16 protein-coding genes are annotated in these 13,057 nt (G+C 64.2%); all 16 read left to right on the top strand.

Going from position 1 to position 13,057, the window contains the following annotated elements; genetic code table 11:
* Position 1 precedes the first annotated feature (1 nt).
* The 16 genes from BM357_RS11085 (at position 2) to BM357_RS11160 (ending at position 13,056) form a co-directional block, all read left to right on the top strand.
* On the top strand, positions 2 to 1,666 hold the full coding sequence (locus BM357_RS11085) for a type IV pilus modification PilV family protein (RefSeq protein ID WP_074953048.1): 1,665 nt from the start codon (positions 2 to 4) through the stop codon (positions 1,664 to 1,666).
* A gap of 114 nt (positions 1,667 to 1,780) precedes the next feature.
* Positions 1,781 to 2,752 (top strand): resuscitation-promoting factor, encoded by a 972-nt coding sequence (locus tag BM357_RS11090; RefSeq protein WP_074953051.1) that lies wholly within the window; start codon positions 1,781 to 1,783, stop codon positions 2,750 to 2,752.
* 132 nt (positions 2,753 to 2,884) lie between these two features.
* Complete coding sequence (locus BM357_RS11095; RefSeq protein WP_074953054.1) at positions 2,885 to 4,003, top strand: SPOR domain-containing protein; 1,119 nt, start codon at positions 2,885 to 2,887, stop codon at positions 4,001 to 4,003.
* Between the two features lie 76 nt (positions 4,004 to 4,079).
* Positions 4,080 to 4,319, top strand: a complete 240-nt coding sequence (locus BM357_RS11100; RefSeq protein WP_074953057.1) for a DUF4321 domain-containing protein — start codon at positions 4,080 to 4,082, stop codon at positions 4,317 to 4,319.
* Positions 4,320 to 4,422: 103 nt separating this feature from the next.
* Positions 4,423 to 5,133: a RadC family protein gene (radC, locus tag BM357_RS11105; protein WP_074953237.1), complete on the top strand. Its 711-nt coding sequence runs from the start codon at positions 4,423 to 4,425 to the stop codon at positions 5,131 to 5,133.
* Between the two features lie 31 nt (positions 5,134 to 5,164).
* Entirely contained in the window at positions 5,165 to 6,199 is a 1,035-nt protein-coding gene (locus tag BM357_RS11110; protein WP_074953060.1) for a rod shape-determining protein, read from the top strand.
* A gap of 84 nt (positions 6,200 to 6,283) precedes the next feature.
* Complete coding sequence (gene mreC / locus BM357_RS11115; RefSeq protein WP_074953240.1) at positions 6,284 to 7,135, top strand: rod shape-determining protein MreC; 852 nt, start codon at positions 6,284 to 6,286, stop codon at positions 7,133 to 7,135.
* A complete protein-coding gene (mreD, locus tag BM357_RS11120; protein ID WP_074953063.1) occupies positions 7,132 to 7,650 on the top strand; it encodes a rod shape-determining protein MreD in 519 nt (172 codons plus the stop codon). The genes mreC and mreD overlap by 4 nt, the downstream gene beginning before the upstream one ends.
* A 98-nt stretch (positions 7,651 to 7,748) precedes the next feature.
* A complete protein-coding gene (locus tag BM357_RS11125; RefSeq protein ID WP_245783955.1) occupies positions 7,749 to 8,498 on the top strand; it encodes a septum site-determining protein MinC in 750 nt (249 codons plus the stop codon).
* A 2-nt stretch (positions 8,499 to 8,500) separates the two neighbouring features.
* Complete coding sequence (gene minD, locus BM357_RS11130; protein WP_074953066.1) at positions 8,501 to 9,298, top strand: septum site-determining protein MinD; 798 nt, start codon at positions 8,501 to 8,503, stop codon at positions 9,296 to 9,298.
* A gap of 68 nt (positions 9,299 to 9,366) precedes the next feature.
* Positions 9,367 to 10,323, top strand: a complete 957-nt coding sequence (locus BM357_RS11135) for a murein hydrolase activator EnvC family protein (protein ID WP_074953069.1) — start codon at positions 9,367 to 9,369, stop codon at positions 10,321 to 10,323.
* Positions 10,320 to 11,237 (top strand): M50 family metallopeptidase, encoded by a 918-nt coding sequence (locus BM357_RS11140; RefSeq protein WP_245783956.1) that lies wholly within the window; start codon positions 10,320 to 10,322, stop codon positions 11,235 to 11,237. Before BM357_RS11135 ends, BM357_RS11140 begins: the two co-directional genes overlap by 4 nt.
* A gap of 163 nt (positions 11,238 to 11,400) precedes the next feature.
* On the top strand, positions 11,401 to 11,712 hold the full coding sequence (gene rplU / locus BM357_RS11145) for a 50S ribosomal protein L21 (RefSeq protein WP_074953073.1): 312 nt from the start codon (positions 11,401 to 11,403) through the stop codon (positions 11,710 to 11,712).
* 18 nt (positions 11,713 to 11,730) lie between these two features.
* A complete protein-coding gene (locus BM357_RS11150) occupies positions 11,731 to 12,054 on the top strand; it encodes a ribosomal-processing cysteine protease Prp (RefSeq protein ID WP_074953076.1) in 324 nt (107 codons plus the stop codon).
* 96 nt (positions 12,055 to 12,150) lie between these two features.
* Positions 12,151 to 12,465 (top strand): 50S ribosomal protein L27, encoded by a 315-nt coding sequence (gene rpmA, locus BM357_RS11155; RefSeq protein ID WP_074953079.1) that lies wholly within the window; start codon positions 12,151 to 12,153, stop codon positions 12,463 to 12,465.
* A 66-nt stretch (positions 12,466 to 12,531) separates the two neighbouring features.
* A complete protein-coding gene (locus tag BM357_RS11160; protein WP_074953082.1) occupies positions 12,532 to 13,056 on the top strand; it encodes a Spo0B domain-containing protein in 525 nt (174 codons plus the stop codon).
* The last annotated feature ends 1 nt before the right edge of the window (position 13,057 follow it).

The raw sequence follows: 13,057 nt of genomic DNA on the forward strand, positions 1-13,057 counted from the left end.
CGTGAAGCGGGGAGAACAGGGCTACACGCTCATCAGCATCATGAGCGTCGTCATGATTTTTACCGTCATGATCAGCGCCCTTCTGGTTTTGTCTGTGCAAGAAGCCCGGTACACGAGCACCATGGTCAATCAGTCCCAGGCGCTGATGGATTGCCGCAGCGGCGTGCAGGCGGTGTACCGGCAAATGCAGCAGATGTGGACCGCGCAGGTCCCGCCAAACGGTTTTTCGTCCGTCAGCGCCGCGAAGACGGCTCTGACTTCGTTGGCAAGTCAGATGCAACAGTGGTGCAACCAAAAATTTTCCGGGACGCCGCTGGCGGCGACCGTCGAGCTTGGTCAGAACAACTTCGACAGCGTGACCGACAGCGGGAGTAGCGGCGGAAACAATGTGGGTAACTTATATCAGACGTATCAGGTCACGGTCACGGCGAACGAGCACGGCGCGAAACGGACCATGGTGGACACGTTCACCATCTCCGGGGCGCTGGAGACGTTGAATTACGCGCTCTACACTCCCGGGGATTTGTTCATCACCGGCGGGCCCGAGATCGATGGGATGATGGCCGTGGGTGGTTCCGTGTATTTCGATAACATGCCATGGCAGGGGTTTGTCACGAACAGCAGTCATACGTCGACGGTGACCGTTGGAAATCAGCCTGTATTTTTCTACCGCGAACCGAGCGGTTATGAACCGAAGGTACCACCGGTATTTGGGGCAGGGTCGGTCCTGCGCTATGCCGGTTCGGTGTACACCTTTACGCGGTTTAAAGACCAAGGCAGCGACCCGACCATAAACGAAACGTGGTTGTACGGGTCGACCAAGGATGTCGTTGATAAGCAAGCGCTCAGCGCGAACCAACTCGGCCAAGTAGCAATAGGAAGTGTGCAAACGGGTCCATATCAGGCGACACTGCCGGACGACTACGTATCGCAAATTATCGAATCAAACGACCAAAAACTGTTGAACTTGGCCAAGCAGATTGGAAACATTAACTACGGCTATCTTCACAAAGGTGACCCGTTGCCAAGCAGTGGCGGTTGGGTACATTATCCGCCAGGACAAGGACCTTATGAAGTAAGGGGAAATGTTGTCATAAACGGTGTGATGTACTTCGATGGCGACTTGCAAATTGACAGCGGGGCGACGCTGAATTTGACTCAACCGTTGTTCGTGAACGGAGACCTGACCGTCAACGGTGTCTTGAACAGCACCGCGACGATTTACGTGAGCGGCAACACAACCATCACCAACGTGCCGCCTGACGTGAAAGGGAAGGAACCCAGTCGCCTCGAATTGTACAGCCTCGGCAACATTGAATTGACGTTGGTGGCGTCCAAGTCCGGTGACATCGCGACAGCGCCGACGACGTTTCACGCATTTCTTGCGACCGACAAGAATATGTTTTTGGAGGGGATGGAAAGCTTTTACCACATCATCGGCGGCGTTGCAGCACGGGAAATCATGTTGAACGCGACGGTTGGGGCGAAGCACACGTATTCAGCGTATCAGCAACATAATGTGATGACGTCGCAGAACAAAAACGATACGTCCCGGCGCCTTTGGATCACCTACGACAGCAGCTACGTCACCAATCCGCTGACCGGAACGCCGACGCTCGGAGACCTGAAACTGCAGGCCATGCCGCAACCGACTTTGATCCACTAGAGCCACTGCGAGGAGTTGAATTGCTTATTGAGATTTATAAGGATATACTAGACTTTGTACGTCATGCACCCTCGGACTGCTTTGTGCCTTGAATGCGTGAAAAGAGGTGATGGGGTGCGGATTCGAAAGTCCAAGGTGTGGTATCTGTCGGCAGCTACAATGGCGTTGTTGGGGACCACGGGCATGGCGGGCGCCCGCGCATACAAGTCCGTGACGGTCGTCGACCACGGACAGCGGAGAGTCCTGCACGGATTAGCCACGGGTTCGGTCGGTGAATTCTTGCAGGCGCGGGGCATCGACGTGGCGGCGGGGGACCGGGTGTCGCCAGGCCGGGATGCGCCGGTGGCTGATGGCATGGTCGTTGAGATCGTCCATCCCAAGACGGTGACGTTCCTCGACGGACCGCAGCAGGTGACCGTGGACACGTTCGCGCCGACGGTCGGCGAGTTCCTCCAGGAGCAACACGTCGAACTGGGACCGGCGGACACAGTCAATTGGAAGCCGGAGACGCCCATCCAGGACAAGATGACCATTCACGTTCAGCGCGTTGAGCAGCGGGTGTCGGTGAAGCAGAAGACGATATCGTTCCAGACCATACGCCAGCGAAGCGAAAGTTTGTACCAGGGTGAGCAGCGGGTGCTGACGCGTGGTGTGGAAGGATGGGTGGAAGAGAAGACCATCGACACGTACGTCGACGGGCACAAGGCGGGACAGACGGTACAGCGGCGAGTCGTGCGGCAGCCGGTGAACGAGGTGATCCTCGTCGGGACCAAGCCGCGGGCTTACACACTGAGCGCGCGCGGCGTCAGTTCGCTGGTGATCCGCCGGAGCCTGACCGTGGTGGCGACCGCCTATGCCGCGGGCGGGCAGACGTACACGGGAAGGGCGGCGCAACCCGGTGTGGTGGCGGTCGATCCGCACGTGATCCCGCTCGGCACCCGGCTGTACATTCCGGGCGTCGGTGTGGTAACTGCTGCGGATACCGGCGGTTCCGTGCGCGGTAACCGGATCGACATCTGTGTCGCGAACGAGGCCGCAGCGGCGCGGTGGGGGGTTCGGACCATCACGGTGTACGAGATCGAGTGAGGGGTACATGCCGATGCCAGGGGGCTTCTGCGGGAGCCCTCTTTTTCTGCGCTCTCTATGAAATATCTCTCATATCCCGCTCCGTCGTTCATAGACTGGGAAACAAGAGGACGACGGGGAGGGGGATGCGCCGTGGGTTCGCCGAACGAGCGGGGACAAGCCCGACGTGTGGAGGAACCACCGCTCATCATCCGCGCGGGAGGACAACAGTGGGTGATCCGGCGCGAAGGGTCGTGGCAGCAGGGCGATGCGGGCGGCGCCCCGGCGCCGAAACGCGCGCCTGGACGCGTGCCGGTGGGTGAGGGGCGCAGCCGCGTCCGGTGGTGGATTGGCTGGTTGGCCGAAGCGGTGGACTGGCTGTGGACGGACGCCGGCGAGGCCGGCTCGCCGAAGGCGGATGTGGGTGTCTTTAGTCGCGATCGCGCGCGTGAACGAGACCCGATGCGGACGGCGGCGCGGAGAAGCGCTCGCGGCCAGACCGCGAGGCGTGCGCAAGGCCGGCGCGGATTGCGTGACGCGTTTCAGGCCGGCTTGGTCTTTGGCATGGGGCTCGGTTGCTTGAGTATGATGCTGTTTCACCAACTCAAACCCGACCTGCGGGGGGTGGCGTCCGCCCCGTCGGCGAACCGTGCCGTCGAGACGGTGACCGGGCCCGCCGTTCAACTGCCCGCGGTGCGGCTGTATGTGTTGCAAATCGGCTCCTACAGCACGGAGGCGGCGGCAGAAGAGCACCGACAGGCCCTCGCCAAGCAGGGGGTGCAGACGGTGGTACACAGTGCTGGAACCTACCAGTTGTGGGCGGACGCATCGCTGCGCCAGGGGAGCCTGCAGGACGAGCTGAAGGCCCTGGAAGGCAAGGGTGTGCGCGGATCCGTCGTGTTCGTCGGCTGGAAGGCGCATCCCATCGCGGCGCCTGCGGGGGCCAGTGAGGCGTCCGTCGCACGGGTGAACGGTTGGTTGTCCGAGGCGGCGAGCGGTCTCAACGCCCTCGTCGGCGCGCTGTCGGATGGCGGTCTGCGCCAGGACGCCATCACCGCCTGCCACACGGCTGCAGGACATCTTCCGTCCGCATCCGATTGGGGAGAGACCGGGTACGGGGAGCGATTGGCGGCGTTCTCCGGCCATCTGCAGGCGGCGGCCGACGCGCTGTCGCGGCAACAGATGGACAAGTCCCGGACGGCCGCTCTGCAGGCGTTGGACGATCTGGCCCGGATGTCGGCGGGATCGACATCGTTCACCATTTCTCGATAAAGTTTGGGAGGACTCCTGCCGCACGTGTCGAACAGAATACGGGACCATCCGAATGCGGCAGAAGGAGGGGCTTGGCGTGCGCAAGCCTTTTTGGCGCGTGGCCGGATTTGTCGCGGCGGGCGCGGTGTTGGGGACGTTGGCGGGGCAGCTGCTGGCGCACCAGGTGCCGTTGCTGGCGCGCACCACGCAGGCGGAATGGCACCCGGGGGCGGATCTCGGCGTGCTGCGCTACAATCTCGACCTCACGCTGCGCGTCAACGGCTTGACGTTGGTCGGCGTCATCGCCGGGTATTTATTGGCACGCCGTTCTCGTTGAGCAATTGTCGCATTCGGGATACGATAGGATTTGCCAGCTCATCCGCATCCCGCTATGGTGGATAGAGAACACGCCGGATATTTTGGGAAGGGCGGAGATGTGGATGAGTCAGGGGCCGGGTCTGTCGTATACTTGGAGAGGCGAGGACGCTCCCCGCGAGCGATTGTTGGCGCGCGGGGCGCAGGCGTTGCGAAACGATGAACTGTTGGCCGTGATCTTTCAATCCGGGACGCGGCACGCGCCGGTCATGGAATTGGCGCGGCGCGTTCTGGATCGGGTCGACGGGGTGTACGGGCTGCTCGACGCTGAAGTCGAGGAGTTGATGGCCATCCCGGGCATTGGTCGTGCCAAGGCGTTGCAGATCGCGGCGGCGGTCGAACTCGGCCGGCGGATCGTGCGGGGACCCGCACGTTCACGGCTGCAGATCCGCAGCGCGGAAGACGCCGCCGAGTATGTAATGGATCGGTTGAGGCACCTTAAAAAGGAACATTTCATGGTTCTGCACCTGGATACAAAACACTGCGTGATAGGAGAAGAAGTGGTATCCATCGGCAGTCTGGACGCATCCATCGTCCACCCGCGGGAAATCTTCAAGCCGGCGGTCAAGCGCAGCGCCTCGGCTGTCCTTTGTCTGCACAACCATCCGAGCGGGGACCCGACGCCGAGCCCTGAAGACATCGCCGTGACGAAACGGTTGTGCCAAGCGGGGGCGCTGCTCGGCATCGACATGCTGGATCACATCGTCGTGGGGGATGGCCGGTACGTGAGCCTGCGGGCGCTGGGATACTGCGAATCTGCTCCGCACGCCGGGTAAGGGTAACCACCGTTGAGAGGAGTCGTTTTTTATGTTTTCCGGTCGGGATATGGGCGTGGATCTGGGCACCGCCAACACGTTGGTCTATGTGAAGGGAAAGGGGATTGTCGTCCGTGAACCGTCGGTGGTGGCCATCCGCACGGACACCGGCGCGATAGAGGCCGTGGGGGACCAGGCCAAGCAGATGATCGGCCGCACGCCCGGGAACATCGTCGCCGTGCGCCCGATGAAAGACGGCGTGATTGCCGATTTCCAGACGACGGCGACGATGCTCCGCTACTTCATTCGCCAAGCGATGCGCAACAAGTCCGCCTGGTCTGGCAAGCCCCGCGTGATGATTTCGGTGCCCTCGGGGATCACGGCCGTCGAAAAGCGGGCGGTCGAGGACGCGGCCATCGAGGCCGGTGCGAAACACGCCCAGACCATCGAGGAGCCGATGGCGGCTGCCATCGGGGCGGGCCTGCCGGTCGGTGAGCCCACGGGGAGCATGGTGGTCGACATCGGCGGCGGGACGACCGAGGTGGCCATCATCTCGCTGGGTGGCATCGTCACCAGCCGGTCCATCCGGGTGGCAGGAGACGAGATGGACGAGGCCATCATCCAGTACATCAAGAAGACCTACAACCTGATGATCGGCGAGCGGACGGCCGAGGAACTCAAGATCACCATCGGCACGGCCATGGCTGGCGACACGCAGGACGAGATGGATATCCGCGGACGGGATCTGGTCACCGGACTGCCGAAGACGTTGACAATCACGTCGACGGAGATCAGCGAAGCGCTGGCGGACACCGTGCGCGCCATCATCGACGCGGTCAAGGTGACCCTTGAGAAGTCTCCGCCCGAGTTGGCTGCGGACATCATGGACCGGGGCATCGTGTTGACAGGCGGCGGTGCGCTGCTGCGCAACCTGAGCACCCTGCTCAGCGAGGAGACGGGCATGCCCGTCATCGTCGCGGAGAATCCGCTCGACTGTGTCGCTGTCGGAACCGGCAAGGCTTTGGACAACTACGACCTCTACAAACGCCGCAGCTCGTTGGCACGGAAGGCTCACTCCCGGGCTTGACGGCCGGGCTGGCCGCGGCGTGGGGAGCGCGGCGGGCCCGTGGGCGCGCTGAAGGCGAGGACCTGAAAAGGAAGAGGGATGCGGGTGTCCCGGTTATTGACCAACCGTCGATTGTTTATCCTGTTGGCCGCGCTGATCCTGGTGACGGTGTTTGCTGGGTTGACGTTGCGCGGCCGCGTCGCCACCTGGCCGGAACGCGCCCTGATGGACGTGGAGAACGCCATCGCCGGAGTCATCTACCGGCCGGCCGCCAAGCTCACCGCCTTTCTGCAGGGTATCCACGACTTGCGCGACATGTACGCCGAGAACGCCGCGCTCAAGGCGCAACTGCAGAACTACAGTGCACTGAGCGCAAAACTGAACGACCTCGAGGCGGAGAACGCGCGCCTGAAACAGATGCTCGGGTACAAGCAGGGGGCCGGTGCGCGCTTTCGCCTGATCCCGGCCGAGGTCATCGGGCGGGATCCCGGTCAGTGGAACAGCGGCCTGACCATCAATGTCGGGCGATCCGCCGGCGTCACGAGCGACATGGCGGTGGTATCGGCGGACGGCAGTCTGGTGGGCCGCGTGGCGCAGGTGGCGGACAACAGCGCGAAGGTGGTGCTGATCACCGATACCCGGGTCGGCGACGGGGTGTCGGCGCGCGTTCAGTCCCAGGGTTCGGAACAGCCCTTCGGCATCGTGGTCGGGTCGGCCTCCGGCACCGGACGCCTCGACATGACGTTTCTTTCGCCGGTGGCCAAGGTCCGTCAAGGGGACACGGTGGTGACTTCTGGATTGAGTGACATCTTTCCGGCGGGCATCGTGATTGGCACGGTGGAGCAGATCCACACGGGCGTGCAGGGCCTGACCCAGTCCGCTCTGGTGAAACCTGCCGCCGACCTCGATTATCTCCAAGAGGTGTTTGTCATCGCCCGCACGGGGGGCAAGTCATGAGAAACGCCATCGCGTTCGCCCTCCTTTGGCTGGCGCTGATTCTGCAATCCACCTGGTTTCAGATCCCGCCGCTCAACGAAATTCAGCCGAACTTCGTGTTGGTCGTCCTGACGGTGGCCGCCCTCACCCGCGGTCCGCGGCCGGCCCTGGTGATGGGGGTGCTCATCGGGGTCATTCAGGACGCCAACTACGGGTCCTTTCTCGGCCTGTACGCGTTCGCGTACGGTGTGGTCGGATACTTCTCGGCGGTGTTCTTCTCGCAGTTTCTTCAGCGGAACGTGGCGCTGACGTTCGTGGTGACGGTGTGCGCCACGTTCTTGTTCGAGTGGCTGACGTTCGGCATGACGCGGCTGTTCGGTGTCACGGCGTACACCTGGCGGGTGGCCTTGGCGCTCACCCTGCAGCAGATGATCATCGACGGCGTGACGCTGTTGCTGCTGTATCCCATCCTGGTGCGGTGCATGTCCGACCGGCCGCGCCGGGGATTCGCCGCCTCGGAGGACGAAGCGCCCTGAGCCGGTGATGGGAAACGGCGCGTCGCTGCAGGAGATCCCTGCCGGTTTCGCGAATATTTTCAGCTGTGTCGCTGCCGTGCGCAGGAGGAGAGTTCTCGTTGGCCGTCAAAATGATCGTCCAGAGCAAGCCGGAACCCAAGCATCCGGTGGCCGTCAAGGGCACCCGCGAGGGACTGGTGTTCCTGCTTGATGAACACTGTGCATATGAGGACTTATACCGCTGCCTGACCGACCTGTTGACCGGGGAGTCCGCGGGGCTGTTCAACGGCCCGCAGGTGGCCGTGTCCGTCGATTACGGGGATCGCGCCCTGACGCCGGAACAGGCGCGGGCGTTGCTCGGCGTGTTTCTCGCCCGGGAGAACTTTGTCGTGCGGGAATGGGGCGGACACACCGCGGCGCGAAAGGCCCTGTACGGGCAGCGGCCGTCGGCGCGCGCGCAGAACCAGTTTATTCACAAGGGCACGGTGCGGGCCGGCCAGGACCTGTATTTTGACGGCGACGTGGTGGTCGTCGGCGATGTGAACCCTGGCGGCCAGGTTTCGGCCGCGGGGGATATTTACGTGTTCGGGCGCCTGCGCGGCATCGCACACGCGGGCATTCACGGCGACGAACGGGCCATCATCGCGGCCGCGGAATTCGCACCCACCCAGGTGCGCATCGCGAGCGTCGTGGGATGGGCACCCGAGTCGGCCGGCGAGAGGATGTCCACGTTCATGGAGTTCGCGTACCTGACCGCGGACGGCATGGCCGTCGACAAGATGCAGTATGCCGCCGTCCTGCGCCAGGCGGGTCCGGGGACGGCGGACGGCCCGGGCAGCGCGGGTGCCAGCGCAGGGGAAGGGGGTTAACGATGGGGACTGCCGTTGTGATCACCTCGGGGAAGGGCGGAGTCGGCAAGACGACTTCCACCGCGAACATCGGCACGGCTCTGGCTCTGTTGGGCAAACGCGTGTGCTTGGTGGACACGGACATCGGGCTGCGCAACCTCGATGTGGTGATGGGGCTGGAAAACCGGATCATCTACGACATCGTGGATGTGGCCTCCGGGGAATGCCGCCTCGAACAGGCGCTCATCCGGGACAAGCGCTTCGACCACCTGGCCGTCTTGCCCGCTTCGCAGACGAAGGACAAGTCGGCGCTCGATCCGGATCGCGTCCGGGACATGGTGGTGCAGCTGAAGCAACAGTTCGATTTCGTCTTCATCGATTGCCCGGCCGGCATCGAGCACGGGTTCAGGGTGGCCGTAGCCGGGGCCGACGAAGCCATCGTCGTGACCACGCCCGAAACCGCTTCGGTCCGGGACGCGGATCGGGTCATCGGCCTGCTGGAGGCGAGCCATCTCAAGTCGCCGAAGCTCATCATCAACCGCATCCGGCCGAAGATGGTCAAACAGGGAGACATGCTGGATATCGATGAGGTCGTGCAGGTGCTCGCCATCGATTTGCTCGGGGTCATTCCGGACGAAGAGACCGTGATCAAGAACAACATCAAGGGAGAACCGATTGTGATGAACCCGGACAGTCGGGCGGCGATGGCGTACCGTCACATCGCCCGCCGGATCCTCGGCGACTCCGTGCCGCTCATGGTGCTCGACGAGGAGCCGGGCCTGTGGAGCCGGGTGAAGCGGCTCATCGGCGGGCGCCGCTGAGCCCGCGGTCATACTCGTCCCGTCATGTCCATACCTATGTAGGGACAGGATGGCGAGGAGGGGCGAGTATGTCCGACGACAAGTCGATCTGGCCTTGGAAGGATTGGAATCCCCGCTCGGCGGCCAAAGCGGCAAAGGACCAGCGGACGGAACCCGTCGCACCGGACTTGCACGATGACAACCCGTGGTTCGCCCCGCGGTCCGGCGCACCGGCGGGCGATGCAGCCGGCGATCCGGATCGCAAGTCCCGCCGCCCCGGGTCGGCGCGATGGCTCGGCGCCGATGCGTCCCCCTACGGATTTTCGGACGAAGACGGAAGTCTGCAGCAGGTGGAAGGGGCCAACCTGCGCCGCTCTTTCGGAACCGCGCGATCCCGCCGGTTCGTGGCAAGGACCGGCCGAATCCCCTCCGTCAACCGGGCGGTTAAGCGGGATCCCGCCGGTGGTGGGACCTGGCTGTTGCAGACGGTGTGCGCCATGGGGCTCGTCGCGGCCGGCCTGTACGCGCACGACAGCCAAGGGAGCATCGCCGACGAGATCCAGCGCGTCTATCACAGCATGTTCACCGAAGACTACTCCACGCTCTCGATGCCGGCGGTCAAGCAGTTCCTCGACGACCACGGCGTCTCCATCCCTGCGTTCTGGACCGGTTCGACCTCTGGCGTCGTACGCCTGCATGCCCCCTTGGCGGGTGTGATCCAGGCCGACTATGCCCCAGGACACCCGGAGGTGTGGATTGCGGGCACGGCGGACGCTCCGGTGCTCGCCGCGGGATCCGGGACGGTTTCCCAGGTCCAACAGGATGCAGACGGCTGGTCGGTGGTCATTGAGCACGGCGCCGTCGGTACATCCTTGTACCACGGGTTGGGGACCGTCAGCGTCCAGGCTGGACAGGCGGTCAGCTCGGGCCAGGTGATTGGCCGGTTGCCGCACAGCGACGCGCCCGTTCTCAGGTTCGCCATGCAGCGCGACGGGGCCTACATCAATCCGCACGATGACATCCACTTTCCGGAGGCCGGTGCATGAATCTGCACCGTCGCTTCGTCTCGCCGGCGGGCGGCGTGCTCGGGATGGCGGGCCTGGCGGCCAAGGTGCGGGTGCATCCGCTCTTTCTCGCCCTCGCCGCCTTCGCGGTGTACGCGGGGTTGTGGCGCGACCTGGTGGTCCTGTTTCTGCTCGTGGCGCTCCACGAATTGGGCCACGCCGCCGCGGCGCAGGCGCTCGGGTACGAGGTGGAGCGGGTGACGCTCCTCCCGTTCGGCGGCGTGGCGACCCTGGGGTACGGAAGCATCGGTTTCGTCCCGCGCCACGAGGCGCTCATCGCCATCGCCGGGCCGTTGGTCAATCTCGGGCTGACGGGGGCGTCGGCGGTCGTGCACGCCTTGGGCCTGTGGCCGGACGCGTTTTTCCTCCGCGTGGCGGAGTTGAACCTGTGGATCGTCGCATTCAACCTGCTGCCCGGGCTGCCCCTCGACGGCGGGCGCATCCTGCGGGCGGCGCGATCGCGCCAGTTGGGGTACGAGGCGGCGACACGGGAGGCGTATGACGTGGCGCTGTGGTTGGCCATCACTCTGTTGTTCCTCGGTACGGCGGCGCTGTGGGCGGGATATCCGCACTTGGGCATGCTGGTGCTCGGGGTCTTTCTCCTGGTCACCGCCTGGGCGGGCCGGCGCGATCTGCGGATGGAGACCATTCGCTTTCTCGACGCGAAACGGCGGGCATCCCGGCGCCGTCCGGAGGTCATTCGGTCGTTGGTCGTGCCCCGGACGACGCCTGTCCGTGACGTCGTCCGCCGTTTTTCTCCGGATCGGTACCACCTCGTCTACGTGCGCAACGAGGCGGGCGAGGTATCGGCCATCCTCGAAGAGGATGAGCTCCTGGAAGCCGTCTTTGACGGGCGGTGGCTCGAGACGGTGGGCGATTGGATGGACCGGCCCTGAGGTTGCCACACGCCCGCTTGGCGTGTTAAGATAGGAAAAGTGTATTGTGCCCATGCAATCTGCTTGGGCCGGCACTGCAACCGCATGTGTCAGGGGCGGCGTGGTCCGACAAACCACCTGGGGTGGTGCCCCGGCAGCGAGTCTGAGTGAAGGAGGCGTGGCGATGTACGCCATCGTCGAGACAGGCGGCAAGCAGTACAAGGTTTCGGAGGGCGACGTCATCGTCGTCGAGAAGTTGGACGCAGAGGTCGGCAGCACCATTCAGTTGGACAAGGTGTATCTCATCGGCGGAGAGGACGGCGTGCGCGTGGGCACTCCGACGGTGGCCGGTGCTTCCGTTTCCGCAAAGGTGGTTGAGCACGGCCGCGGCGAGAAAATCGTCGTGTTCAAGTACAAGCCGAAGAAGAACTATCACAAGAAGCAGGGTCACCGCCAGCCGTACACCAAGTTGCAAATCGAGGCCATCCAGGCGTAAGGCGGGGCGGCGGAACGGTTGATTCAGCTCGATGTGTACGAACAGGCCGGGCGCATTCGCCGTTTCACGGTCCGCGGGCACGCCGGGGCGGGCCCGGCGGGACGGGACATTGTGTGCGCGGCGGTGAGCGCGTTGGTGCTCAATGCCATCAACAGTTGTGAGGTCCTGCTCGGTTGTCCGCTCGCGGTGGACGACGACGGCGAGACCCTGGTGTGCGAGGTACCGGCCGGCACCCGTGACCCGGAGGGTGTCCAACTGCTGCTCGAAAGCATGGTGTTCGGGGTGAAGCAGACCGCCGACGCGCACCCGCGGCACGTGGCTGTTCGTACCCGTTCGGTTTGACAACCGCACACGAATCGATGGCGGGGTTGCGCGGAACGGTTCGCTGCGCGGAAGAAGCGGAGCGCGAAACCCGCCGCGGATAAGGAGTGAGAGCACATGTTGAAGTTCGACCTGCAACGGTTTGCCCACAAGAAGGGCGTCTCCAGCACGCGCAACGGCCGCGACAGCGAATCGAAGCGGCTCGGCGTCAAGCGGGCGGACGGCCAGTTGGTCACCGCCGGCTCCATCCTGGTGCGGCAGCGCGGCACGAAGATCCACCCGGGCAAGAACGTCGGCCTCGGCAAGGACGACACCCTGTTCGCCCTGATTGAAGGCCGCGTCAAGTTTGAGCGGTTCGGCCGCAACCGCAAACGCGTGAGCGTGTACCCGGTGGAGCAGGCAGCGGAGGCCACGGTCGCGGCCGAAGCGTGAACGAGGATGAATCGGTGAAGCCCGGCGCAAGCCGGGCTTTTTTGCGAGGATGGGGCGTGGTGAATCGTGAATGAACTGGAATGCCTGGGTGCGCTCCGGGCGCATCGGCACGAGGTGATGAACGCCCTCCAGGTGGTCAAGGGTTATCTGCAGTTGAAGCGGGTGGATCAGGCAGAGCGCGCCCTCGACCGCCTGTCGGACCGGCTCGCCGACTTCGCACGCCTGCAGGGGGCTGTCGCTCCCGAAGAGGCGGACATTCTCTGGTGCGCCATCACCCTCGGCCGCGTGCGCATCCAGCGCTGGACAACCGGCGTCTGCCGGACCGTGGCGCAGGTGCGCGCCGTGTGCGCGTTGCTGCGGGCGGTCGAATCGTGCGCCGCGGCCGGCGGGATCGACGAGGTCCGAGTATCGGCCGGAGCGGAAGGCGGCGATGTGTGGCTGCGGATCGCGCCGGTGATGGGAGCGGATGATGGGCCGGAGGGGCAACGGTCGCGGGATTGGTGGCACACTGTACAGCAGGAGACGGCCCGCCCGGGTGTGCGGTGGGAACCGGCTGAAGGCGGTGCACGCGTGGTGCGCGTGACCGGCTGAA

It is taken from the genome of Paenalicyclobacillus macrosporangiidus (assembly GCF_900116805.1).
Taxonomy (GTDB): domain Bacteria; phylum Bacillota; class Bacilli; order Alicyclobacillales; family Alicyclobacillaceae; genus Alicyclobacillus_H; species Alicyclobacillus_H macrosporangiidus.

Bases quoted from the DNA above. Each gene is read 5' to 3' on its own strand.
- radC (WP_074953237.1), top strand. From the start codon at position 4,423: ATGAGTCAGGGGCCGGGTCTGTCGTATACTTGGAGAGGCGAGGACGCT.
- BM357_RS11110 (WP_074953060.1), top strand. From the start codon at position 5,165: ATGTTTTCCGGTCGGGATATGGGCGTGGATCTGGGCACCGCCAACACG.
- mreD (WP_074953063.1), top strand. From the start codon at position 7,132: ATGAGAAACGCCATCGCGTTCGCCCTCCTTTGGCTGGCGCTGATTCTG.
- minD (WP_074953066.1), top strand. From the start codon at position 8,501: ATGGGGACTGCCGTTGTGATCACCTCGGGGAAGGGCGGAGTCGGCAAG.
- BM357_RS11135 (WP_074953069.1), top strand. From the start codon at position 9,367: ATGTCCGACGACAAGTCGATCTGGCCTTGGAAGGATTGGAATCCCCGC.
- BM357_RS11140 (WP_245783956.1), top strand. From the start codon at position 10,320: ATGAATCTGCACCGTCGCTTCGTCTCGCCGGCGGGCGGCGTGCTCGGG.
- rplU (WP_074953073.1), top strand. From the start codon at position 11,401: ATGTACGCCATCGTCGAGACAGGCGGCAAGCAGTACAAGGTTTCGGAG.
- rpmA (WP_074953079.1), top strand. From the start codon at position 12,151: ATGTTGAAGTTCGACCTGCAACGGTTTGCCCACAAGAAGGGCGTCTCC.